Consider the following 23,156-nt stretch of genomic DNA (forward strand, 5'->3'; position numbering starts at 1 on the left):
GCGGTTGGATGCCGCCCTTGTGCGGTGTTTCCGGTCGGACTGGGTTGCTGGCCGGGTCAGTTGGTTCCCGGGGTCGGCGGCTCTGCTGTGTTCGGGCGGCCGGGTGCCGCCCTTGTGCGGTGTTTCCGGTCGGACTGGGCTGCTGGCCGAGTCAGTTGGTTCCCGGTGCCTGCCGTGCCGTGCCGTTCGGGCGGTTGGGTGCCGTCCTTGTGCGGTGTTTCCGGTCGGACTGGGTTGCTGGCCGGGTCAGTTGGTTCCCGGGGTCGGCGGCTCTGCTGTGTTCGGTGTGTTCGGCGCCTGTCGTGCCGGGTGGCGGGGTGCTGCCCGGGGGCGGGTGGTTGCGTGCGGGTGCGGTGTGTTGTGGGTCAGGTAAGCGCGTGTCTCGCAAGCGGTGCGCAAGGCAGTGGGGGCCGGGTGGGTTGCGGGCCGGTTGCGTGGGAGCGGGTTTCATGCGGTTTCGGCAAGACGCACGGCTTCCGGGTCCGTTCCCGGGGGGGTGCTTCGGTTCCCGGACGGCGTGTTGTGCGCTGGTGCGGGGGTTGTGGGCGCTGTCGCCGTTGTGTTCCCGGTGTTGTCGGTGCCGGCTGTCCCGCCTGCCCGTTTGCCCGGCCGTCCCGCCTGTTCGTCCGCTTGTCCGCTTGTCCGTGTGTGGTGTCCGTGTCTGTCGGCCGGCCTGTTGTCGGTGTTCCGGTTCGTCCCTGCCCCCCTTGTTCGGTTGTCGGTTGTGTGTGGTGTGTTCCCGGGGGGCCGGGGGTGCGAGGAGTGCCGGGGCCGGGCCGGGGCCGGGGGTGCGGGGCCCGTAGCGGGGTCCGTAGTGGGCGGCGGCGTGGGCGGCGGCGTGGGTGGGTGCGGGCCGGGGGTGGCGGTGGTGTCGGCTGTGTTTTCTGTCCTGCTTCTTTCGATGCGTTGACGGCGTCCACCGTGTGGTGGGCGTGGAGAGGAACGATCACTGATGTCTCAGATCCCCACGATCGAGGACCTGGCCCAGCAGCTTCAGGCGGTCTCCGGTGCCCAGGAGATCGACGCGGACGCGGCGTTGCAGCACATCGCGGACGTCGATTCGCTGGACCTGATGGAGTGGCTGTACGGCTTCCAGAACCAGTACCCGCACATTCCGGCGGACGAGTCGCTGTTCGCGGACATCGACGACACCACGACGCTGCGTGTGGTCCACGAGCGGATCCTGGCGCTCGTGCCGGCCGCCGGTAACTGAGTCCGGGCGCGGCGGCGGAGCGGGAGAGGGAGAGGGGTCGCGTGGTGAGCGGTTTCGACGTCACCGGCTGGGGGATGTCGGTTCCCGAACGGGTGGTGACCAGTGCCGAACTCGCGCAGCGTTTCGGTGTGGACGAGCACTGGATCGTCTCGCGGTGCGGGATCCGTGAACGCAGGGCCGTGGGCGAGGGGCAGACCACGGCGTCGATGGCGGCGGAGGCCGGGCGCCGGGCGCTGGAACGCGCGGGGCTGACGGGTGCGGACATCGCGCATCTGATCGTGGCGACGGCGACGCCGGAGCAGCCCTCGCCGGCGACGTCGGCGTTCGTCCACGAGGAGCTCGCGATCGCGGGCAGCGCGCACGACGTGAATTCCGAGTGTGCCGGGTTCGTGTACGCGCTGGTGACGGCGGCGGGTCTGTTGCGGATGGATCCGCGGCCGATCCTGGTGATCGGCTCGGACACGCACACGCTGACCGCGAATCCGGCCGACCGGGACCTGTCGATCCTGGTGGGCGACGGTGCGGGGGCGGTGGTCCTGCGGCCGGGCGCGGTGGACCGGATCCGGGCGTGGAACCTGGGTGCGGACGGCTCGTGCAAGGACAGTCTGAAGGTCCTGGCGGGGGGTTCGCGGATGCCGACCACCGCGGACACCGTGGCCCGGGGTCTGCACTACGCGCAGATCAACGGCAACGAGATCTATCTGAACGCGGTGCGCTACACGGTGCGTACGATCCGCGAGACGCTGGAGCAGGCGAAGATCACGCCGGAGCAGGTCGACCACGTGGTGCCGCACCAGGCGAACATCCGGATCATCAACTCGGTGCTCTCCCACACCGGTATTCCGGCCGACCGGCTGGTGACGAACCTGGAGCGCTACGGCAACACCGCGTCGGGGTCGATCCCGATCGCGTTGGCGGAGGCGTTGGACGCGGGGCGGATCAAGGACGGTGACACGGTGCTGCTGGCCGGGTTCGGCGCGGGTATGACGTGGGGTTCGGTCCTGCTGACGTGGGGAGGGGTGGCGCGGTGAGCGGCAGGGACGTTTTCGGTGTGCGGCCGCCGTCGCCGGTGGCGCTGGTCACCGGTGCCTCCGGGGGGCTGGGCAGTGAGCTGGCGCTGGCCCTGGACGCGGCGGGCTGCCGGGTCGCGGTGCACTACAACAGCTCGCGCGAGGGCGCGGAGAAGGTCGCCGCGCAGCTCGTCAACGAGCACGTGCTGGTGACCGGTTCGGTCGCGGACTGGGACGCGGTCGGCGCGATGTACGAGCGGATCAAGGCGGCGCTGGGGCCGGTGGACGTGCTCGTCAACAACGGGGCGATCCGCAGGGACGCGCTGATGGCGATGCAGGACCCGGCGCAGTGGCGGCAGGTGATCGACACCAACCTCGTCGGCTCCTTCCACACCGCGCGTGCGTGCGTGCCGGCGATGCTGCGGGCGCGCTGGGGGCGGGTGGTCAACATCGTCTCCCCGTCGGCGCTGATCGCCACGGCCGGGCAGACCGCCTACTCGGCGTCCAAGGCCGGTCTGATCGGGCTGACCCGTACCCTCGCGGCGGAGTGCGGCCGCAGGGGGGTGACCGTCAACGCCCTGTCGCCCGGCTTCATGATCACCGGTATGACGGACACCCTGCCCGAGCACGTCGTGGCGGGCATGCGCGAGAAGGTCCCGGTGCCGCGGTTCGTCACCCCGCGCGAGGTCGCCCGCTCGATCACGCTGTTCCTCGACCAGGACTGCATGACCGGCCAGGTCATCAGCATCGACTCCGGGGCCTCCATCACCTGAACGCCCCCCGGGCGGGCCCGGACGGACCGTCCACCCGCCCGGGCCCGCCGGGGGCCGGCCCGCCCCGGGCGGTCGGAAGTCGGCCGGCCGGTCGTCCCCGGGGAGTCGGCCGCCCCGGGGCCGGCCACGGCGGTCGGCCGCCCCGGGGGCCGGCCCGCCCCCGCCGGGGCCAGGGGTGGCCGCCCGTGTCCGGGCCCGCCTGCTCGTGTCGGGGCCGGTCCGCCCGGGCCCGGGCCGCTTTGGGGCTCGTGTTCGGGTCGGCGGGTCCGTGGCCGGGTCCGTGGCCGGGTCCGTGGCCGGGTCCGTGGCCGGGTCCGGCCGCCGGACCTGTGCCGGGACCCCGGTCCGTCCGCCGTGCCCGTCCCAGGGCCTGGGCCGGGGACAGGGGCCCGTTCCGCCGGGCCCGTTCCGAAGGCCTCGCGCCCTCTTCGGTCCCGTCGGGTCCTGTGCCCGGGGGGGGATCCCGAGGAGGGCGTACCCGTGCCCGCCGTGTCCCGTCCGGCTCGTGCGCGGTCTCGCCGGTCGGGCCGGGTCCCGGCCGGTGGTGGCCGGCGAGGTCGCCGCTGTTCGCGGTTCGGCCGTGGCCGGGGCCGCGGCGGTGCGGTGCCCGTCCCGTGCCGGGGCCGACCTGTGTGTGGTGCCGGTGCTTGCGCGCTACCGGTGCCGGTGCCGCAGGAGCCGTCCCGACAGGGCGTCGTCCCGTCCCCTCGGGGTCCGACGGGGCCCGTGGGGGCTCAGCCGTTCGGAATGTCCTCTCGTCCCGTCGGACTTCGACGTCGCGGAGCAGGCGCGGTGCGGTGGGGTGCGTGGGGTGCGGGCACGAGCGGGGTCCTGCCGTCGGCACGGCGGGTGTGGCCCGGCTCCTGCCCGGCGGTGACGTTCCTGGTCACCGCCGGCTTCGGTCGAGGTCGTTTGTCCACGCGTGGTGCGTACCGCCCGCGACCTGCGTGCGGTGCGCCAGGGCCTGCTGCGGGCAGCGTGTGGCGTGCGGCGCGGACGTGGCATCCGGTGCACGGGCCCGGAGAAGCGCGAGCAGATCGCCGACCGCGAGAAGCGCGGCTCCCGCGGTGGCCGGCCTCCGGAGTCCGACGAGGACGTCTGCGAGCAGCGCCGCGTGGTGGAGCGCGGGACCGACCGGCCGAAGCGAAACCGCGCGACGGCCGCACGGTGCGACAGGCTCGCTGTCCGCTGCGAAACGACGGTGCTGGTCGCCGCGATCGGCGAATGGCCCTGACCGGCGCCGCCCTGACCGGCGGCACCGGCCGGGAACGGATGTGTCGCCTGCGCGCGTTGGGCCGGCATGGTGATGACGGCGGGTCTGCTTTTCATGGCAGTGCTGGTGATCGTGCCCTTCACACTCGCCTCGATCCGGTATCTCGTGGTGCGATCCGGCCGTCCGGGATGGTTGTGCCGCCGCCTGACCACGCGGCCGCGAAGCGGCGGGCCCGGCCTCGGCGCCACCGCGACCGAGGAGTTGCACGCCTTCTTCAATGCCAACAAGCGCGTGCAGATCGAGCAGCGGCGCACTCAACTGGTCATGCGGGACGACGACCACGCCGGTGCCCCGCCGCGCACGGGTATCGACTTGGCCGGCGGTACCGCTGTCGTTCGACAGCGGGAGAAGACGGCGTGACAGGGGGCGGGGCCGTGGGGGGCGGGGAGGGCACCCACGCGGCGGTGGTGGTGGCTCGACAGGAGGAGCGGTGGTAAGGCCGGCACCGGGGAACCGGGGCCTGAAACGGACCGGCGGAGGGCTGCGCCGTACCGGGGCGGCGATGACGGTGTTCTTCGACAACGGCTCCGGCGCCGACGCCGCGACGGCGGCCGCGCAGCCGATGTCGGCGAGTAGGCCCTGGGTCGTCCGGGCGAGGAGGTCCGGGGTGGTCCGGTAGGGCTCTCGCATCCCCTGGATCGCGTACACGGCTCTGAGCAGCCCGACCGGGTCGTCGAGGTCAGGATCCGGGCCGGTGGCTGCCGCGGAGGGGACGAGCTGGGCCTGTCACGCACCGCGCCGCCACGCCTCGCACTGCCTGACGATCGTTCACGGAATCGCGCCCAGAGCATGGACGACGGCCGGTGCTGCTGACGCATCCTGGGATGCTCGTCCTGCAAACACACGCGGACAGGCGGGAGCCCGTCGGCAGCGGCCCGGGGGTGTGCCGGGGTCTACAGCTGTTCGAAGTGGAAGGAGCGGATGAAGCAGTCGCGGGGCCGGCCGATCGCGAACAGGACGCAGTCGAGGACGGATCGGGCGTTCAGCGGGTCGTGCGCGGTGCGGGAGGTGTGGTCCCGGGCGGGGTGGAGCGGGTCGTCGTCCGTGAAGTCCGGCGGGTAGAGGGAGATGACCCGGATGCCCTCGGGGCGCAGCCGGTGGGACAGGACGTCGGCGAAGCCGGCCTGGGCGGCCTTGGCGGCGTAGAACGCGGGGTGGGCCTCGGAGCGGTGGTTGCGGGTCTCGGCGGCGGAGGAGACCAGGTTGACGACGTCGGCGCCCTCGGAGGCGCGCAGCAGGGGCAGGAAGTGTTTGACGGTGAGCAGGGTGCCGGTGGCCGCGGAGGCGACGGTGTCGGTGATGGCCTCGTCGTCGGCGTCCCACAGGTCGGGGCCGTGCAGGTAGCGGGCGCCGTTGTTGATCAGCACGTCCACCCGGGTGGTGCGGGCGGCGACGGCGTGGGCGAAGTCCCGTACGGTGGCGGGGTCGGCCAGGTCGCAGGCGAACGCGTCCACGTGCGCGCCGCTGTCGGCCGTGACCTCGCGGGCGGTGGCGTGGGCGGCGGCGGCCGTGCGGGCGGAGAGGAACAGGCGTGCGCCGGTGCGGCCGGCGTGCAGCGCGAAGGCCCTGCCGAATCCGCGTCCGGCCCCGGTGACCACCACGTGCTTCCCGGCGAGATCCATGCGTGCTCCTCCTTCGACCGTCCTGTGCCGGTCGTGTCACGGTGCGGGCGGCCGGGCGGGCCGGGGGTGGGTGTGCGGCGGCCCGCCGCCGGCCCTGCCCGCCGCCGCTTTCGGGGCGGGGAGGGGAGGGCGCGGGGGCGGGCCGTCACGGACGCGGACCGCGGACCGTGGGCACGGGCCGCGGACGCGGACTGCGGGGCGGCACCGGGGATGTGCGGTGCCGGGCGGGTCAGTTGAGGGCGGCGAGCGCGGCCTCGTAGTTCGGCTCGTCGGCGATCTCCGCGACCAGCTCGGTGTGCAGGACGGTGTCGTTCTCGTCCAGGACGACGACGGCGCGGGCGGTCAGGCCGGCCAGCGGGCCGTCGGCGATCGCCACGCCGTACACGTCGTGGAAGTCCCGTCCGCGCAGGGTGGAGAGGGTCTTGACGTTCTCCAGGCCCTCGGCGCCGCAGAACCGGGCCTGCGCGAACGGCAGATCGGCCGACACGCACAGCACCACGGTGTTGTCCAGCGAACCGGCCTTGGCGTTGAACGTGCGCACCGAGGTCGCGCAGGTCGGGGTGTCGATGCTGGGGAAGATGTTCAGGACCTTGCGCTTGCCCGTGAAGTCCTTCAGGGACACGTCCGCGAGTCCCTCGCCGACCAGCGTGAACCCGGGCGCCTGGCTGCCGGCGGCGGGCAGCGCGCCACCGACCTGCACCGGGTTCCCCTTCAGCGTGACCTGAGCCATGAAAAGCCTCCTACCAGCGGTGTGTACGGGATGCAACGCCGCCGATCCTACTGCCCGCCCCGGACCCCGCCAGGGGGCGGCCACCGACCGGACACCCGACCCCGGCCCCGGCCCGGCCCTGACCCCTGCCCGGCCCCGGGGCGTGGTGGGGCCCGCCGGTAGGGTGCGGGCCGTGTTCGGGTACCACGGCCGGATCGAGGTCGCGCACAGCGCCGCCGCCACCGACGACGACGAGGACGGCGAGGAGCGGCTGCGGGAGATCACCGAGGGCCTCGCACGGCGGATCCGGGAGATCGCCGGCCCCTACCTGCTGGACCCGAGGTGGATGAACGGCGAGCCGTTCGTCCACCTCGCGGGCTTCGCCGACCACCGTGACGAGCGGATCCCGTCCTTCTTCCGGGAGGTCGGGACACGGGCACCGGGCTCGTACGGCCTGCTGCACGTGCGCGACGACGAGGACCCCGGGCACGAGAACGAGGTGCGCGTCGCCAGGACGGTCCGCGGACGGACGACCGAGGGCCCCGAGCCGCTGCTGTCGCCCTGCGTCCCGGTCCTGGAGGACCCGTTCCACGTCTGAGCGCACGCGCGGACCGGGGCGCGCCACGGCGTCCCGGCGCCCCCGCGCGGGCGACCTCGGGCAACGCCCGCCCCCGCACGTGCGGGGGCGGCCCGGATGCGCACGCCGGTCCGGCACCGACGCGCACCCGCCGGCCGTAACCGGCCCGCGGCCTGCGGCAGTTGGCGGCTGCGACCCGAGGCGGCGACGGGGTGCGCGGGCACCCGGCCCCGGCTGCGCCGCGCGGTGGGCGACCACCGGCCGGGCCGGTGGGGGCGCCGGCGGTGGGGCCGTGGCCGAGGTCCGGGGTGGCGGGGCCGGGGCGGCCGGTGACGGGCCCTCACCCCCGGCCCCACCCCGGCCCCACCCCCACCCCGGCCCCGGCCCGGGCGCGGGCGCGGGGGTCAGGCGTCCCCGGTGCCGGGGACGGTGAAGGGCACCCCGGTCAGTTCCTGCGACACCTCCCACAGTCGCCGTCCCACCGCCTCGTCCTGCGCGCGGGGCGCCGGAGAGGTGAGCGCGGGCGTTCCGCGCAGTTCGCCGAGGCCGCTCGGCCCGTACAGTTCCCCGCCGCGCACCTGCGGCGCGGTCGCCGCGTGCAGCTGGGCCAGCGCCCCGCGGGCGGGGGACTGCGCGAGCGGGCGCAGCAGGTGTCCGAACAGCAGCCGCACCCCGGTGACGGTGCCGGCGCGGGGCAGGGCGGTGGCGGCGTAGCCGGGGTGGGCGAGCACGCTGCGCACGGGGCTGCGGGCGGCGTTCAGGCGGCGGTGCAGTTCGAGGGCGAAGACGGCGTTGGCGAGTTTGGACTGGTTGTAGTGGCCCATGGGGGAGTAGGCGTGTTCGCCGTTCAGGTCGTCGAAGTCGATGCGGGCGCGGCGGTGGTTGGCGGAGGTGACGGTGACCACGCGGGGGTCGCGGCCGCGGGCGAGCAGGTCGATGAGGTGGGCGGTGAGGGCGAAGTGGCCGAGGTGGTTGACGGCGAGCTGGAGTTCGTGGCCGTGGGGGGTGAGGGTGCGCGGGGGTGCCATGACGCCGGCGTTGTTGACCAGGACGTCGGGGTGGACGCCGTCGTCGCGCAGGCGCCGGGCGAAGGCGTGCACGCTGTCGGGGTCGGCGAGGTCCAGGCGGCGTACGTCCAGGCGGGCGCCGCTCTGTTCGGCGCGCAGGTGGGCGGTGGCGCGGTGGGCCTTGGCCTCGTCGCGTACGGCGAGGACGACGTGGGCGCCGCGGCGGGCGAGGGCGGTGGTGGTGGCCAGGCCCAGGCCGCCGGCGGCGCCGGTGACGACGAACACCCGCCCGCTGAGGTCCGGGGCGGGGTCGGGGGTCCGGTTGCTCGGTGTCATACGGCTCACGCTGCCCTGCATGTCACCAAGTGTCAAGACTGACGTTCGATGACGTGAGTGGCGTGGGGGCTAGGATGGGGCGGTGACCTCCCGACCCGCCGCCACCCTGGCCCAGCGCAAGCGCCAGCTCGTCGCCGACGAGCTGACCCGCGCGGCCCTGGACCTGCTGGCCGGCGGCGGGTTCGACGCCGTCACGGTGGACGAGATCGCCACCGCCGCGGGGGTGTCCAAGCGCACCTTCTTCCGCTACTTCGCGTCCAAGGAGGACGTGGTCGTCCAGTTCCTGGCCGCGCTCGGCACCGCCATGCGCGAGGAACTGGCCGCCCGCCCGGCCGAGGAGAGGCCCTCGGTCGCGCTGCGGCACGCGGTGTGGCGCTGCGTGGAGGACTGCGCCGGGCACGAGGAACGCGCCCGCAGGGTGGTGCGGCTGATCCTCACCACCCCCGCCCTGCTCGCCCGCTTCCTGGAACGCCAGGCGCAGTGGCGCGACGAGCTCGCCGCGCAGCTCGCCGAGCGCCTGGGCCTGGACGCCGCGCGCGAGCTGTACCCGCGGCTGGCCGCGGACATGGCGCTGGCGGCCTTCCACACCGTCCTGCAGCGCTGGAGCACCGCCGACGCCGACGCCGACGCCGCCGGCAACGGTGGGGGCGCGGGCGGGGACGGCGGCGGGGTGGACATCGCGGTGCTGACGGAGAACTGTTTCGCCGTCATCGCCCCGGCCCTGGACGCCGTCGTGCGCACCCCCGCCCCCGGCGGGGCCCCCGCCACGGCCTGAGCCCGCCACCCGTCACCCCGGCCCCGGGGGACGGACCGGGCAGGGACCGGGCGGGGACCGGGGGGACGGACCGGGCGGGGAGGGAGGGGCGGCAGCGCGGGAACCCCCTACGATGCGGGGCATGGAGACCACGGCGGAACTCGTCCACCTGGAGCGGACGCTGGTCGACTTCGGGGACTTCGGCTTCGAGGGGAACCGGCACGCCTTCCGGTGGGTCGACATCAAGCGCTTCGGGCCGGTCGCCGGGGCGCACGACCGGGACGTGCTGGCCGCGCTGATCGCGCACCCGCAGTTCCGGGACACCTACGACGGGGCCGGGGCCCGGGACTGGCCGCGGCACGGGCAGTGGTGGGTGGAGCGGATCACGCCCGACAGCTACGCGCCCGTGCCGGCGCAGGCGGCGGTCGACCTCGTCGAGGCCTGGACGCTGCAGCACGGCCCGGTGCCGCCGGCGCTGCTCGCGCGGCTGGAACGGGAGGTCCACGCCCCCGCCCGCCGGGCCCACGCCCGCTACCTGCTCGTGCACCCTCCCGAGGACGCCCGCCACGACTACGGCCCCGTCCACACCGACTTCCACGAACTCGTCCTCGTCGACCGCGCCACGGACACCGTCACCCTCCTGGTCGCCGCCGACGACTGACCCGCCCCGGACCGCCCCCGCCCCCGGTGCCCGGTGCCCGGCGCCCGGAAAGGCGCTCGCCCCGCGGCGTCCGCGGGGGATCCGCGGGCGCGACGGGGCGAGGGGCGCCGGTCCGTCACCGCGACGGTGCGGCCACCGGCCCGGCAGGCCGGGTCAGTTGAGGACCAGGATGTCGGTGCGCATCGTCAGCGGGCTGTTCCAGCCGATACTGATCTTGAAGGTCACCACCCCGTTCCCGGGGGCGATGCTCGACACCTGGAAGGGCGCGGCACCGACGAACCGGTTCCCGTTGGAATCGGTCTCGGAGGCCGTGATGACCACCGTCGAGTCGATCCCGATCACGTTCCACGGGATCTGCAGGTTGAACGTCCCGTTGCCCGGGCCCCACATCACCCAGCCCCGCCACACGGCACCGACGTTGCCGCCGACGTCCGCGAGGTGCTGCTCCCCGCCGGCGGACTGCAGGCCGCCCGTGATCTGCGGGACCCGGGAGGCGGTGGGTTCGCTTGCGGCCATGGCGGCTCTCCTCGCGCCGGGAGAGCCCCCCACGAGCCCTCCGGATACCCAGAGTGTCCGCTGCTGTGCACAGCGTCACAATCACTCGTAGGGGTGAATCACCGGCGCGCCGCCGCACCACCCGCGCCGCCGGGGTCCAAGGTTGTACGCCACCCGGCGCGCACCCGCCCCGCCCGCCGGTCCCGGCCTCCGGTCCGCCGGCCGGTCCCGGTCGCCGTTCCGGCCCGTCCGCCCCGCCGCCCGCCCCGCCGCCCGCCCCGCCGCCCGCCCCGCCGCCCGCCCCGATGTCCGCCCCGATGTCCGGCCCGGGGGCCCGCCTTGACACCTCAGGGTCGTATCCAGAATATTAGATACGTCCGGCGAGGGGCCGGGCGACGGGAAGGAGGGTGTGCGGTGGAGCTGGACCCGCTGGCCGTGCACAAGGCGCTCGCCAACCCGGCGCGCGCGGACTTCCTGCGCTGGCTCAAGACGCCCGAGCGCTACTTCGACGAGCCGTACTACCGCGAGCGCGGCGTCGGCTTCCACATCGGCGTGTGCGTCACCGACATCCAGGAACGCTCGGGGCTGTCCCAGTCGGTGGTCTCCGGCTACCTCCAGATCCTGCGCGAGGCCGGACTGCTGGTGTCCGAGCGTGTCGGCAAGTGGACCTTCTACCGGCGCAACGAGGAGACGATCGCCGCCTTCGCCGCCTACGTGCGCGACGAACTCTGACACCCACGCACAACACCCACGTACAACACCCACGCGTGCGCGCACATGCGCACCGCACTCCCCTCCGTGCGGGGGCGCCCGGCCGGCGCCCCCTTTTCTTCGACCTTACGCATCCAACTATCTAGATTTGTGCATCCATTGGAGGCTGTCGTGCACCGCACCGCTCCCGCCCGAAACGCCCTGGCCGTCCCGGTCCTGGCCCTGGGCGTGTTCGGCATCATCACCACCGAGATGGGCGTCGTCGGCGTCCTGCCCGCCCTGGCCGAACGCCTGCACGTGGCCCCCGCCACCGCCGGATGGCTCGTCGGCGCCTTCGCCCTCACCGTCGCCGCCACCGGCCCCGCCGGCGTCCTGCTCGCCTCGCGCCTGCGCCGAAAGACCGTACTGGCCACGGCACTTGCCGTCTTCGCCGGCTCCAACGCGCTCTACGCGCTCAGCGACTCCTTCCCCCTCGTCCTCGCCCTGCGGATCCTGCCCGCCCTGTTCCACCCCGTCTTCTTCGCCCTCGCCCTCACCGCCGCCACCCGCCTCGCCGCACCCGGAAAAGCCGCGCGCGCCGCCACCACCGTCTTCGCCGGCGTCAGCGCCGGCTTCGCGTTCGGCGTCCCCCTCACCTCCTACCTCGCCGACCACCTCTGCCTGCCCGCCGCGTTCTGGAGCGCCGCCGCCCTCAACCTGATCGCCTGCGCCGGCGTCCTCGCCTTCTTCCCCGACCTGCCCGACACCCAACGCCCCACCTACGGCGGCCAGCTGCGCATCCTGCGCCGGGGCCGGCTGTGGCTGGCCGTCGCCGCCGTCACCCTGGTGTTCGCCGCGATGTTCAGCGGCTACGGCTACATCGCCGAATACCTCCAGAACGTCACCGGCCTCGACACCTCCCTCACCGGCCCCGCCCTGATGGCCTTCGGCGTCGTCATGACCGCCGGCAACCTCGTCTTCGGCCGCCTGCTGGAACGCGCCCCCCTGCGCACCGTCACCGCCTACCCGATCCTCTACCTCGCCCTCTACCTCCTCCTCGACGCCGCCGGCCCCCACCCCGCCCCCATGCTCGCCACCGTCCTGCTCTGGGGCGCCGTCCACTCCGGCGGCCTGGCCGTGACCCAGACCTGGCTCGCCCGCGACGCCACCGACGCCCCCGAGTTCGGCAACAGCCTCTTCATCTCCTTCTCCAACCTCGGCATCACCCTGGGCACCACCCTCGGCGGAGCCGTCGTCACCACCGCCGGCCCCCGCCACCTGCCCCTGGCCGGCGCCGCCCTCGCCGCGGCCGCCCTCACCGCCGTCCTCCTGCGCCGCCGCCTCGACCCCGGCCAGAACCGCCAGAACCGCCAGAACCGCCAGAACCGCCAGAACCGCCAGGACCGCCAGGACCGCCAGGACCGGTCGGACCGGTCGGAGCGGCCGGAGCGGGCACACCCCGCCCCGACCCCCTGACCCGCACCCGCACCCGCACCGGCACGGCCCCGAGAAGCGCCGGCCACAGCCCCTGACCCACCGCCGGCCCCAGCCCCGACCGGTCCCCGGAGACCACCGGCCACGCGCTGCGCCCCGCCGATTCCGTGCGGGGCGCGGCGCGTGCGGGCCCCCGGGCCTTTCCGCGCGGTCGCGGTATCGCGCGCACCGTTGGCGAGCACGTGGACGAGGCCCGGTGGCGGCCCCGCCCCGGGGGCCGGGCGTGGCCGGACGCCCGTGTCCGGCCGCCGCGCCACCACCGGGTCCAGCACGGTGCGGTGCGCTGTGGCCGAACGCTGCTCTGCTTCGACCCGGTTCGGGCAGCGGCATGGGTTGGGCCGCCGGGTTCGACGGGACCGGGGAGTCCCGCCGGGCCGCCGTCGCCGTCGCCGTTGCCCTCGATCCCGTTCCGGGCCCGGCCTTTGACGACGATTCCCCCGTGTGGCGTCGTCGTCGGCGTCGAGGGCGGTGGGAAGACTGATGCCGCGGGTGTGCCCCGGCGGCGGGGGTGTCGACCGGGCCGGCGGGGCCGGCGCCGAGAGCGGTCGCACGACGGGTGCCGCCGCTGCCGGGCTGATCATGATCGTGGCGCCTTCCGCGGGCGCCACCGTGCTCTTCGTCGGGCAGGGTGCCGGAGCGTGCCCCGGCTCCTGCGTGCGCCCGTGGTCCGGGAACGGCTTCGTCGGCGCGGGCAGCGGCCGCACATACGGGGCCTGCGGCCGGAACATCGGCGATACGGGGGAAGCCGCGGCGCGGCGCTGCGGGGCGCTGCGGACGCGGACGCGGGGCGCCACCTCGTCGGTGACGGACAACGCCGGCAGCGGCGTCCGCTTCCACGGGCACGACGACTGCGGCGGCGGCGCACGGTCGGGACCGGCCCCCCGGGGGGCGGCCCTGCGTGCCGTCGCGGACCAACGGGAGGATCACCTTCCCCGCGCCGCCCCGCCCGCTCTCCCGGCCGCGCCCCCGTCCGCCTGTGCGGGGGGCGGCACTTCGCCGTGCCCGGGCGCGCCCCCGGGCCGTGCCGCGCCCCCCGGGCCACCCGGGCGGGGGTGGTCAGCCGGTGGCGCGGGTCCGGGCGGTGGTGACGGCGTCGCCGTGGTCGGCGGCCCAGGCGCCGAGGGCGGTGAGGGGGGTGAGCAGGGTGCGGCCCAGGGGTGTGAGGGCGTAGTCGACGTGCGGGGGAGTACCGGGGCGGGGGAGGCGTTCGACGAGGCCGGCGTCGCGCAGGCGGTGCAGGCCCTGGTTGAGGACCTTGGGGCTGATGCCGCCGATGCGCCGCACCAGTTGGTGCGGGCGCACCGGGCCGTGGCGCAGCGCCCACAGGACGACCGGGTCCCAGGTGTGGGCGAGCAGGTCGAAGGCGAGGCGGGCGGGGCAGTCGGCGAGAAGTTCCTGGTGGTCGGTCATGTACCGGATGGTGCCCGATCCGGCGCCTACTGTCGTGGCGAGGGCCGTACGGGCCGCAGGGGACAGGGGAGTTGTGGCATGAGGATCGGGATCGTCGGTACCGGGGCGATGGCGCGGGCGCTGGGCGGCGCGTGGGTGCGGGCCGGGCACGAGGTGCTGGTGGGCGGGCGCGACGCGGGCCGGGCGGCCGGTGCGGCGGGGGACGCGGGCGGTGCCCGGTGGGGCGGGGTCGGGCAGGCGGTGGCGCACGGGCGGGACGCGGTGCTGCTGGCCGTCCCGCACCGGGCCGCGCCCGTCGTGGCCGGCGCGCACGCGCGGTCGCTGGCGGGGCGCACCGTGGTGGACTGCTCCAACCCGGTGGCCGAGGGGTTCGCCCTGGCCACCGGACGGGGGCCCTCGGCGGCCGAGCGGATCGCGGCCGCCGCCCCCGGGGCGCGGGTGGTCAAGGCGTTCAACCTCTGCCACGCGAGCGTGTGGGACCTGCGCCCGCCGGTCTTCGACGGGCGGGCGCTGGCGGTGCCGCTGTGCGGGGACGACGATCGGGCGCTGGCCACCGTCGCGGCCCTGGTGCGGGACACGGGCTGCGAGCCGCTGACGGCCGGGCCGCTGGAGCGCGCCCACCTGCTGGAGGCGACGGCGGCGCTGCTGATCGGCCTGTGGGTGGGCCAGGGCGCCGACGCCCAGGCCATCGCCCCGCCGCTCGCCCACGCCGGCCCCCACGCCTGACCGCCGTCCACGCCTGACCGCCCCGCCCACGCCTGCGGCCCCCGCACCCGCCCGAACCACCCCGCACCCGCCCGAACCACCCCGCACCCGCCCGCACCCGCCCGCACCCGCCCGGACCCGCCCGGGCCCGCCGCGGCCCGAACCGCCCGGCCCCCCTCAGGCGTAGCGGTCGAACAGGCCCTGCAGGTAGTCCTCCAGGCGCCCGGTCAGCACGGCGGGTGTCAGGTCGGTGCGGCCCAGTTCCCGCCAGGGCTCGGCGACCTTCTGCGCGTCGGGGGCGAAGGCGAGGGCGTCCAGCAGCCGCCAGTACAGGTGCGCGCGGCCCTCGGCGAGTTCGCGGCCGCCGGCGGCGGTGTAGCGGTCGGCGAAGGCCAGGCCCGCCCCGGGGCCGTGCAGCAGGGCCAGGGCGGTGGCGCAGTGGGCGACGTCCAGGTCGGCCGGGCCCCAGGAGGTCTCCACCCAGTCGACGACCCCGGCGACCGCCAGGCCGGTGCCCGTGCCGGTGAACAGCACGTTGCCGGGGTGGAAGTCGCGGTGCAGGAAGCAGGCGTGGTGCGCGGGCACCTCGCCGCCGATCACCTCCACCGCCCGCTCCCACAGGCCGGTTCGGGCGGTGCCCGTGGGCACGGCGACCCGGTCGGGGGCCGTCCACGCCTGCCAGGCGCGCGGCCGCTCCCGCTCGCCGACCGCCAGGGCGTGCACGGCGGCCAGTTGGGCCGCCAGCAGGTCGGCGCGGGCGGGCGCGTCGCCGTCCTCGGCCAGGCGCACGCTGCCGGGCAGGTGGGTCATCACCAGCGACGGGTGCTCGCACACCGCCCCCGCCGCGTCCACCGCGACCAGCCGCGCCGCCGGGACGGCGCTGCCCTCCAGCAGGCGCAGCACGGCGGCCTCGCGGGCCAGCAGCCCCGGGGCGTGGCGGCGGTAGAACGGCTTGACGAAGGAGCGCAGCACCAGCGCGTACGGGGCCGCGCCGCCGGGGCGTTCGACGTCCAGGCGGCGCATCCGCGAGGTCCAGCCGCCCTTGAGCGCGGTCACCGCGGTGACGCGTTCACCGGGCCCGAGGTGCTCCTGGACCCACCGGCGCGTGCCGTCCCGTCCCCGCCCGGGGTCGTCGCTGTCGATCATGGGCGGCAAGCCTACGCCCCGCCCCCGACGGCCCCGCCCCACGGGGGGGCCGGAGCCGACCGACGGACGCTCAACTCCCGTACCGTCGCCGACCGGCCCGCCCTCACACCCCCGGCCCCGCGCACACCCCGCCCCCCTGTCCGGCCTCCGCGTCCGCGGCCGCCACCACCGCCGCCAGCAGCCCCGGGAACCGCCGCTCCAGCTCCTCGCTGCGCAGCGCGTTCATCTTGGTGGTGCCCACGTAGTACTGGCGCAGCAGCCCCGCCTCGCGCAGCACACCGAAGTGGTGGCTGGAGGTCGAACGCCCCACCGGCAGGTCGAAGGAACCGCAGCTCAGATCGGCTCCCGAGTGCGCGAGCGTGCGCACCACCGTCCTGCGGGCCGGATCAGCGAGCGCCTCCAGCACCTGCTGGACGCTCACGTCCTCCACACCAGGGTGCACGATCACCCGCGCCGCCACGCGTGCCCGTCCCACACCCACCACCCCTTCCCAACACTCGACCCCCGTCCGTTCGATGGCCAAAGACCGCGCCGTGTGCGCGACTTCACGTACACGACGCTACTATGCCCGACCCGGCAGCCACGCTCACCGCAACAGCCGCGCAACACGCCCCCGGCGCGGGCGACCTGGCGCCGCGACGGCGCAACGGCCGCCGCGCCGCCCGGACACGGCGCCGGCACGGGAGGGCGGCGGCGGCGGGCATCGCCGCAGGCCCCGCGCCCCCGACACACCGGCGGGGCACGACCGGGCACGGTCGGGCGGCACGCGCGCGCCCCGCCGGACGGGGGGACCGGCGGGGCGACGGAACACGGCGGACACGGCGCACGGGCCGGGCGCGCCGGACGGGCCGGACAGCGCCGGGCGGCGGCGGACGGACCGGGCGGCGGCGGGCGGCGGAGGGAAGAAGGAGGGGAGGGGCGGGGCCTCAGGCGGCGCGCACCGGCGCGGGCACCGGACGGGCCAGCCGGGCCAGCGCCAGCGGCTCGAAGATCCCCATCAGCACCGGGTCCACCGCCCGCACCGCCGCCGGAGCGGGCGCCGCGGGGGCGGGAGTGCGCAGCAGCGCGAGGTAGAGCTCCTGGGTCTCGGCGGCCGGGTCGATGCCCAACTCCTCCGCCAGCACCTGACGCAACTGCTGGTAGCAGCGCAGCGCCTCGGCCCGGTTGCCGGCGGCGGCCAGCGCCTCCATCCGGCAGCGGTAGGCGCTCTCGCGGAACGGGGCCCGGCGCACCGCCTCGTCGGCCCAGCGCAGCGCGTGGTGCTCCTCGCCGAGCGCGGAGGCCGCCAGACTCGCCGTCTCCAGCGCACCGATGCGCAACTCCTCCACGTGCTCGCGCACCCCCTGCGCCCACTCGCCCTCGTGGTCGGGCAAAAACGCCCCGCGCAGGTTCGACAGCGCCCCCGCGGCCAGCTGCTGGGCCACCGCGTGGCCGCCCGCCGCCAGCGCCTCGCCGGCCTCGCCCACCGCCGAGGCCGCCGCCTCCAGGTCCACGGCCGCGTCCGCGGGCAGCCGCAGCACGTACCGCCCGCCCTGGGCGATCAACGGGGTCGCACCCGGGCCCTGACCCGGCGCGGTGACGAAGGCCCGCACCCGGGAGACCACGCTGCGCAGCGCGGAGGCCCAGGTGTCGGGCAGGCCGTCGGGCCAGATGGTGTCGGCCAGCTGGTCGCGGCTGGTGCCGCTGGAACGCTCCAGCACCAGGCGGGCGAACGCCACCTGGGCCTGGGCGCTGGACAGGTGCTGCGGGGCGCCGTCCTGGTGCTCGACGGCCACCAGACCGGTGAGGCGGATCAGCATGCGCGCGCCCCCGATCTGCCGGACGGACCGTCTTCCCTGAAGCCATTCGACACGAGCTCCAACCCCCTTGAGTCAAAGCAGAAGTGACGGCCCGTATCGGCCGTCGGCGCGGGAAATCGCGGATCGGAACAATAAACCGCCGACCAGCCGTTCGGTTTCAGCGGATTTCGACCATACATTCGCCGCATCGCGCGGTGTCAACACCGGCCGAGAAAACATACCCACCGGCCGGTCAATGCGTCGTGGACGCAAGGTTTCTGCACGTCAGAGCTTTCCCGCAGGCCAGGAAAGCGGCTATTGCGGACGCCTTGCGCATCCTGCCGTAGAAATGTAGCCATCCTTGAGCACCCCGCGTGAAGGCTTCGAGAAAACACCCCCGCAGCCACCCCGGGCCCCCGCCCCCGCGGACGGGAAGCCGAATGCCCGCGAAAGCCGTGAAAACCGTGACGCCGTGAAGGAGAAACGCCCGTGAACGCCACCGGAGCATGGAACCGCCTGGAGCCGAAGCTCGCCGCAACCAACGCCCGCGTGGCCGCACTGGAGTCCGACCCCTCCCGGCGCAACAGCTTCGTCGCCTACACCATGGAACGCGACAGCGCCTACTGCGACCTCGACGGCGAGCGCCTGCTCATGATGTCCGGCTACAGCTACCTGGGCCTGGCCGGCGACGAGCGCGTCGTGGCCGCCGCCAAGGCCGCCGTCGACGTCTACGGCACCGGCAACCACGGCGTACGGGCCCTGGCCGGCACCATCCCCCTGCACGAGGAACTGGAGGCCGAGGTCGCCCGCTTCGCCCGCCGCGAACGCGCCCTGGTCTTCGGCTCCGGCTACGCCGCCAACGTCGGCACCGTCGGCGCCCTGGTCGGCGCCGGCGACACCGTCCTGATCGACAAGTACGACCACGCCTCCATCGTCGACGGCTGCCGCCTGTCCGGCGCCACCGTCACCCGCTTCCGCCACAACGACGTCGACCACCTGGAACGCCGCCTCAAGGCCGCCGCCCCCACCGGCGTGCGCCTGGTCATCGTCGACAGCGTCTACTCCATGGACGGCGACATCGCCCCGCTGCCCGAACTGCGCGAGGTCTGCGACCGCTACGACGCCCTGCTCATGGTCGACGAGGCCCACGCCCTGGGCGTCATCGGCGCCACCGGCGGCGGCATCGAGGAACACTTCGACCACAAGGTCCGCGTCGACGTCAAACTCGGCACCCTCTCCAAGGCCATCCCCTCCATGGGCGGCTGGGTCGCCGGCAGCCACGACCTCATCGGCCACCTGCGCTACGCCGCCCGCCCGTTCCTGTTCTCCGCCGCCCTCGGCCCCGCCCAGACCGGCGCCGCCCTGGAATCCCTGCGCATCCTGCGCCGCGAGCCCGAACGCGTCACCCACACCCAGACCCAGGCCCGGCGCCTGCGCAAGCGCCTCAACGACGCCGGCATCTCCACCATGCACTCCACCACCGCCGTCCTGCCCGTCATCGCCGGCAGCGACGACGCCGCCTACGACTACGCCACCGCCTGCCGCAAGGCCGGCGTCATCGGCCTGCCCGTCGTCACCCCCGCCGTCCCCAACGACCTCGCCCGGCTGCGCATCGCGGTCACCGCCCGCCACACCGCCGCCGACATCGACTTCGCCGCCGAGGCGTTCCTGACCGCCGCCGCCCAGACCGGCCTGATCTGACCGGCCCCGCCCCCTCACCCCCCCTTTTTTCCCACCGCCGGGCCGCCCGCGTGCAGCGCGAAGGAGACGAAGCCATGGCCCCCCACCACCGGCCGCCGATCGCCGTCACCGGCCTCGGCGTGGTCAGCCCCGCCGGCCACGGCGTCCAGGACCTGTGGCGCACCGTCGCCTCCGGACGCTCCACCGCCACCGCCCTGACCGACCCCGCCCTGGCCCGCCACCGGGTGCGCCTGGGCTGCCGCGTCACCGACCTGCCCGACACCGCGCACCTGCCCGCCAAGGACGCCCGCCGCCTGGACCCCTTCGCCCGCTACGGCACCCTCGCCGCCCTGGCCGCCCACGCCGACGCCGGCCACCCCGAGCCCGAACCCGGGCGCAGCGCCGTCGTGGTCGGCACCGCCGTGGGCGGACGCACCACCAGCGACCGCGAGTCCGCGCTGTACACCCAGCACGGCCCGCTGCGGGTCTCCCCGCTGATGCCGCTGGTCACCATGCCCAACGCCGCCGCCGCCCAGATCGCGATGCGCCTGCACTGGAGCGGCCCGGCACTGACCATCGCCACCACCTGCGCCTCCAGCGCGGACGCGATCGGCCACGCGGCACTGCTGCTGGAAAGCGGACGCGCGGACGTGGTGATCGCCGGCGGCTGCGAGGCCACCTTGACCCCCGTCACCCTGGCCGCGTTCGGCAACCTCGGCGCGCACTCCCTGCGCAACGACGAACCCGCCCGCGCCTCACGGCCCTTCGACGCCGACCGCGACGGCTTCGTGATGGGCGAGGGCGCCGGCTTCCTCGTCCTGGAACGCCTGGACGACGCCCGCGCCCGCCGCCGCACCCCCTACGCGCTGCTCGCCGGGTACGGGGCCAGCGCGGACGCCTACCACCTGTCCAACCCGCGCCCCGACGGCGCCGGCGCCGTCGCCGCGATGCGCGCCGCCCTCGCCGACGCGGGCCTGGCCCCCGGCGACATCGCCCACGTCAACGCCCACGGCACCTCCACCGTGCACAACGACCGGGCCGAGGCCGCCGCCCTGCGCGCCGTGTTCGGCCCCCACGGCGTGCCGGTCACCTCCACCAAGGGCGCCATCGGCCACCTGATCGGCGCCGCCGGCGCCGTCGAGCTGATCACCGCCATCGAGGCCATGAACGAGCGCACCGTCCCTCCCACCGCCAACCACGAGAAGACCGAAGAGGGCCTGGACCTCGACGTCGTGCACACCGCGCCGCGCCCGATCCGCGCCGGCGCGGCCCTGTCCAACTCGTTCGGCTTCGGCGGCCACAACACGACCCTGGTGGTGACCCCGCTATGACCCCACCCACGACCGCCCCCGCCCCCGCCGCGACCACCGCGGCGCCGGGACCCGTCCCGCGCACCCGCCTGCACATCCGCGCGCAGGACCTGACGGCCTACCGCGCCGCCGCCCGCGCCCACCTGGGCGCCCCGCGACGCGACGGGGCCAGCCCCGCACACCCCTTCGTCGCCGCCCACGCCCTCGCCCAGCACACCGTCACCGCCCTGACCGCCGGCGACCCGGGCTTCACCGGCGTGGTCCACCTCGCCCAGGAGATCCGCACCCACGCCCCCCTCGCCCCGGGCGACCTCGACATCGCCGTCGAGGTCACCGCGGTGCGCCGCGAGGCCCGCGGCACCCGCCTGGCCCTGACCACCCGCCTCACCGACGCCGCCACCGGCGCCCCCGTCGCCGACCTCGCCACCGCCGCCCTCCTGCTGGGCGCCACCCGCACCGAACCCCACGGCGCCCTGCCCGCCGCCGCCCACCCCGGCACCGCCCCCGACGGCACCGGCCACGTCTCCACCCACGTCCTGAGCGCCGCCGACACCACCGCCTACGCCCACGCCTCCGGCGACCTCAACCCCATCCACCTCGACGAGGACGCCGCCAGGGCGGCCGGCTTCCCCACCGCCATCGCCCACGGCATGCACCTCGTCGCCCTGGCCGCCGAACGGATCACCGACCTGCACGCCGACGGCGACCCCGCCCGCGTCACCGCGCTCGGCGCCCGCTTCGCCGCCCCCACCGTGCCCGGCACCGAACTGCGCCTGACCCTGCAGCCCCACGACCGGGGCACCGTGGTGCGCTTCACCATCGCCACCGACACCGGCACCGCCGTCAAGGCCGGCTGGGCACGCATCGCACCGGCGGGGGAGTGAACCCCGTGACCACGAACCCCACCGCCACGAACCCCGCGACCGCCACCGGCGCGACCGCGACGGGCGCGACGACCGCCACGGGCACGAACCCCGCGACCGGCACGAACCCCGCGACCGCGACGGGCGTCACGGGTGCGGCCCCCGCGCCGCCGGCGCCGCTGGCGCTGCCCGACGCGTTCACCGCCCACGCCCGCACCCGCCCCACCGCCCCGGCCCTGCTGTGGCACGAGCACACCGTCACCTACGGCGAACTCGCCGAGGCCGCCGAGGCCGAACGCGCCCGCCTGAAGGCCCTGCGGCTGGCGCCGGGGGAGCCGGTGGGCCTGTACGCCGTCAAGTCGCCCGGCGCGATCGCCCTGGTGCTGGCCTGCCTGATGGAACGCCGGCCCTTCCTGCTGCCCTCCCCGCAGCTCGCCCCCGCCCTGCTGGCCGCCCTCTTCGCCCAGGCCGGCGCCCGGCGCCTGCTCGCCCCCCTCGGCCAGGACACCCCCGCCCTGCCCGCCCTGCCCCACCCCGCACCGGTGCCCACCCTCGCGGCCGGCACCTCCTTCATGCTCACCACCTCCGGCTCCACCGACCTGCCCAAGATCGTCCCCCTCGCCCAGTCGGCCGTGGACCGCTTCACCGCCTGGGCCCACGACACCTTCGACCTCGGGCCCGGACGCGTCGTCGCCAACTACGCGCCCCTCAACTTCGACCTCGCCCTGCTCGACGTGTGGGCCACCCTCGCCGCCGGCGGCACCTGTCTGCTCATCGACCCCGCCCACGCCCTCAACGCCCGCCACCTGCTCACCCTGCTGACCCGCCACCGCCCCCACGTGCTGCAGGCCGTCCCCCTGGCCTACGCCCTGCTCGCCCAGGCCGCCGGCCCCACCGCCGTACTGGACAGCGTCGAGCACGCCGCGTTCACCGGCGACGCCATCGACGCCCGCACCCTCGCCGCGCTGCCCGCCCTGCTGCCGAACGCCCACCTGTACAACATCTACGGCTGCACCGAGACCAACGACAGCTTCCTGCACCGCCTGGACCGCCTGGACGCCGCGGCCGCCCTGCCCGTGCCCATCGGCGAGCCCCTGCCCGGCGTGCGCACCCTCATCACCACCGACGACGGCACCCCCCTCACCGGCCCCGGCAGCGGCGAACTCCACGTCTCCACCCCCTTCCAGGCCGCCGGCTACCTCGACCGCTCCCGCGACACCGGACGCTTCACCACCCGCCCCGAGGGCGCCGGCGAGGGACGGCGCTGGTTCCGCACCGGCGACCTCGTCACCCGCGACGACAGCGGCCGCATCCACCTCACCGGCCGCGCCGACTTCCAGGTCAAGGTCCGCGGCGTCGCCGTCAACACCGCCGAGATCGAACGCGTCCTGCTCGCCCACCCCGACGTGCGGGAGGCCGCCGTCGCCGCCGCGAGCGACCCGCTCACCGGCAAACGCCTGCACGCCGCCGTCCAGCGCACCCCCGGCTCCACCCTCAACAGCCTCGTCCTGCGCGAGCACCTGGCCCGCAACCTGCCGCGCGCCGCCGTCCCCGAGAAGCTCGCCATCCACGACACCCCCCTGCCCAAGACCGCCACCGGCAAGGTCGACCGCAGAGCCGTCCTGCCCGCCCCCTGAAACCCCGCACCAC

General features: G+C 75.5%; 23 protein-coding genes. 15 read left to right on the forward strand and 8 right to left on the reverse strand.

Annotated features, from left to right (window positions below; translation table 11 throughout):
* Nucleotides 1–952: 952 nt before the first annotated feature.
* The 5 genes from ACFWJ4_RS22355 to ACFWJ4_RS22375 all read left to right on the forward strand — a co-directional run bounded on the left by ACFWJ4_RS22355 (nucleotide 953) and on the right by ACFWJ4_RS22375 (nucleotide 4,629).
* A complete protein-coding gene (locus tag ACFWJ4_RS22355) occupies nucleotides 953–1,213 on the forward strand; it encodes a hypothetical protein (RefSeq protein WP_224279085.1) in 261 nt (86 codons plus the stop codon).
* Nucleotides 1,214–1,257: 44 nt separating this feature from the next.
* Nucleotides 1,258–2,244: a 3-oxoacyl-ACP synthase III family protein gene (locus tag ACFWJ4_RS22360; RefSeq protein WP_380546359.1), complete on the forward strand. Its 987-nt coding sequence runs from the start codon at nucleotides 1,258–1,260 to the stop codon at nucleotides 2,242–2,244.
* On the forward strand, nucleotides 2,241–2,996 hold the full coding sequence (locus tag ACFWJ4_RS22365; protein WP_380546361.1) for an SDR family NAD(P)-dependent oxidoreductase: 756 nt from the start codon (nucleotides 2,241–2,243) through the stop codon (nucleotides 2,994–2,996). The genes ACFWJ4_RS22360 and ACFWJ4_RS22365 overlap by 4 nt, the downstream gene beginning before the upstream one ends.
* A gap of 922 nt (nucleotides 2,997–3,918) precedes the next feature.
* Complete coding sequence (locus tag ACFWJ4_RS22370) at nucleotides 3,919–4,230, forward strand: hypothetical protein (RefSeq protein WP_380546363.1); 312 nt, start codon at nucleotides 3,919–3,921, stop codon at nucleotides 4,228–4,230.
* A 66-nt stretch (nucleotides 4,231–4,296) separates the two neighbouring features.
* A complete protein-coding gene (locus tag ACFWJ4_RS22375; RefSeq protein ID WP_380546365.1) occupies nucleotides 4,297–4,629 on the forward strand; it encodes a DUF6191 domain-containing protein in 333 nt (110 codons plus the stop codon).
* 533 nt (nucleotides 4,630–5,162) lie between these two features.
* Here ACFWJ4_RS22375 and ACFWJ4_RS22380 read toward each other — a convergent pair.
* Both ACFWJ4_RS22380 and tpx read right to left on the reverse strand, forming a co-directional pair.
* Nucleotides 5,163–5,891: an SDR family oxidoreductase gene (locus ACFWJ4_RS22380; protein ID WP_380546367.1), complete on the reverse strand. Its 729-nt coding sequence runs from the start codon at nucleotides 5,889–5,891 to the stop codon at nucleotides 5,163–5,165.
* Between the two features lie 229 nt (nucleotides 5,892–6,120).
* Nucleotides 6,121–6,621 carry a thiol peroxidase gene (gene tpx, locus ACFWJ4_RS22385; protein ID WP_380546369.1) on the reverse strand — a complete coding sequence of 167 codons (501 nt, stop codon included), beginning with the start codon at nucleotides 6,619–6,621 and terminating at the stop codon, nucleotides 6,121–6,123.
* Nucleotides 6,622–6,793: 172 nt separating this feature from the next.
* On the opposite strand from tpx, the gene ACFWJ4_RS22390 reads away from it, so the two are divergent.
* Nucleotides 6,794–7,198, forward strand: a complete 405-nt coding sequence (locus ACFWJ4_RS22390) for an Imm7 family immunity protein (RefSeq protein ID WP_380546371.1) — start codon at nucleotides 6,794–6,796, stop codon at nucleotides 7,196–7,198.
* Between the two features lie 383 nt (nucleotides 7,199–7,581).
* Here the strand turns inward: ACFWJ4_RS22390 and ACFWJ4_RS22395 are convergent, their stop codons facing one another.
* On the reverse strand, nucleotides 7,582–8,520 hold the full coding sequence (locus ACFWJ4_RS22395) for an oxidoreductase (RefSeq protein WP_380546373.1): 939 nt from the start codon (nucleotides 8,518–8,520) through the stop codon (nucleotides 7,582–7,584).
* A gap of 82 nt (nucleotides 8,521–8,602) precedes the next feature.
* On the opposite strand from ACFWJ4_RS22395, the gene ACFWJ4_RS22400 reads away from it, so the two are divergent.
* Together ACFWJ4_RS22400 and ACFWJ4_RS22405 are read left to right on the forward strand one after the other, a co-directional pair.
* Nucleotides 8,603–9,295 (forward strand): TetR family transcriptional regulator, encoded by a 693-nt coding sequence (locus ACFWJ4_RS22400; protein WP_380546375.1) that lies wholly within the window; start codon nucleotides 8,603–8,605, stop codon nucleotides 9,293–9,295.
* Between the two features lie 121 nt (nucleotides 9,296–9,416).
* A complete protein-coding gene (locus tag ACFWJ4_RS22405) occupies nucleotides 9,417–9,935 on the forward strand; it encodes a hypothetical protein (protein WP_380546377.1) in 519 nt (172 codons plus the stop codon).
* Between the two features lie 153 nt (nucleotides 9,936–10,088).
* On the opposite strand, the gene ACFWJ4_RS22410 is transcribed toward ACFWJ4_RS22405, so the two are convergent.
* Complete coding sequence (locus ACFWJ4_RS22410; RefSeq protein ID WP_380546379.1) at nucleotides 10,089–10,451, reverse strand: hypothetical protein; 363 nt, start codon at nucleotides 10,449–10,451, stop codon at nucleotides 10,089–10,091.
* Between the two features lie 393 nt (nucleotides 10,452–10,844).
* On the opposite strand from ACFWJ4_RS22410, the gene ACFWJ4_RS22415 reads away from it, so the two are divergent.
* Both ACFWJ4_RS22415 and ACFWJ4_RS22420 read left to right on the forward strand, forming a co-directional pair.
* Nucleotides 10,845–11,162 (forward strand): ArsR/SmtB family transcription factor, encoded by a 318-nt coding sequence (locus ACFWJ4_RS22415; protein ID WP_380546380.1) that lies wholly within the window; start codon nucleotides 10,845–10,847, stop codon nucleotides 11,160–11,162.
* Between the two features lie 150 nt (nucleotides 11,163–11,312).
* On the forward strand, nucleotides 11,313–12,596 hold the full coding sequence (locus ACFWJ4_RS22420) for an MFS transporter (protein ID WP_380546382.1): 1,284 nt from the start codon (nucleotides 11,313–11,315) through the stop codon (nucleotides 12,594–12,596).
* Nucleotides 12,597–13,670: 1,074 nt separating this feature from the next.
* On the opposite strand, the gene ACFWJ4_RS22425 is transcribed toward ACFWJ4_RS22420, so the two are convergent.
* A complete protein-coding gene (locus tag ACFWJ4_RS22425; protein WP_380546384.1) occupies nucleotides 13,671–14,024 on the reverse strand; it encodes a winged helix-turn-helix transcriptional regulator in 354 nt (117 codons plus the stop codon).
* A 78-nt stretch (nucleotides 14,025–14,102) separates the two neighbouring features.
* On the opposite strand from ACFWJ4_RS22425, the gene ACFWJ4_RS22430 reads away from it, so the two are divergent.
* Entirely contained in the window at nucleotides 14,103–14,750 is a 648-nt protein-coding gene (locus ACFWJ4_RS22430; RefSeq protein WP_380546386.1) for an NADPH-dependent F420 reductase, read from the forward strand.
* A gap of 156 nt (nucleotides 14,751–14,906) precedes the next feature.
* Here ACFWJ4_RS22430 and ACFWJ4_RS22435 read toward each other — a convergent pair whose 3' ends face one another.
* The 3 genes from ACFWJ4_RS22435 to ACFWJ4_RS22445 all read right to left on the reverse strand — a co-directional run bounded on the left by ACFWJ4_RS22435 (nucleotide 14,907) and on the right by ACFWJ4_RS22445 (nucleotide 17,674).
* Entirely contained in the window at nucleotides 14,907–15,875 is a 969-nt protein-coding gene (locus ACFWJ4_RS22435) for a phosphotransferase family protein (protein ID WP_380546387.1), read from the reverse strand.
* Between the two features lie 103 nt (nucleotides 15,876–15,978).
* Nucleotides 15,979–16,350, reverse strand: coding sequence for a helix-turn-helix transcriptional regulator (locus ACFWJ4_RS22440; RefSeq protein WP_359911921.1), 372 nt, complete (start codon nucleotides 16,348–16,350; stop codon nucleotides 15,979–15,981).
* Between the two features lie 451 nt (nucleotides 16,351–16,801).
* A complete protein-coding gene (locus tag ACFWJ4_RS22445) occupies nucleotides 16,802–17,674 on the reverse strand; it encodes a BTAD domain-containing putative transcriptional regulator (RefSeq protein ID WP_359911919.1) in 873 nt (290 codons plus the stop codon).
* Nucleotides 17,675–18,142: 468 nt separating this feature from the next.
* Here ACFWJ4_RS22445 and ACFWJ4_RS22450 point away from each other — a divergent pair, with 468 nt between their 5' ends.
* The 4 genes from ACFWJ4_RS22450 (at nucleotide 18,143) to ACFWJ4_RS22465 (ending at nucleotide 23,143) form a co-directional block, all read left to right on the forward strand.
* Complete coding sequence (locus ACFWJ4_RS22450) at nucleotides 18,143–19,354, forward strand: aminotransferase class I/II-fold pyridoxal phosphate-dependent enzyme (RefSeq protein ID WP_380546389.1); 1,212 nt, start codon at nucleotides 18,143–18,145, stop codon at nucleotides 19,352–19,354.
* A gap of 74 nt (nucleotides 19,355–19,428) precedes the next feature.
* The gene (locus tag ACFWJ4_RS22455) at nucleotides 19,429–20,664 is read left to right on the forward strand and encodes a beta-ketoacyl-[acyl-carrier-protein] synthase family protein (RefSeq protein ID WP_380546391.1); all 1,236 of its coding nucleotides are present in this window, start codon (nucleotides 19,429–19,431) and stop codon (nucleotides 20,662–20,664) included.
* Nucleotides 20,661–21,527 carry a MaoC/PaaZ C-terminal domain-containing protein gene (locus ACFWJ4_RS22460; RefSeq protein ID WP_380546393.1) on the forward strand — a complete coding sequence of 289 codons (867 nt, stop codon included), beginning with the start codon at nucleotides 20,661–20,663 and terminating at the stop codon, nucleotides 21,525–21,527. Before ACFWJ4_RS22455 ends, ACFWJ4_RS22460 begins: the two co-directional genes overlap by 4 nt.
* 5 nt (nucleotides 21,528–21,532) lie before the next feature.
* Complete coding sequence (locus ACFWJ4_RS22465; RefSeq protein WP_380546395.1) at nucleotides 21,533–23,143, forward strand: AMP-binding protein; 1,611 nt, start codon at nucleotides 21,533–21,535, stop codon at nucleotides 23,141–23,143.
* Nucleotides 23,144–23,156: the final 13 nt, after the last annotated feature.

This window comes from Kitasatospora sp. NPDC127067 (genome assembly GCF_042724755.1).
Lineage (GTDB): Bacteria > Actinomycetota > Actinomycetes > Streptomycetales > Streptomycetaceae > Kitasatospora > Kitasatospora lactacystinica.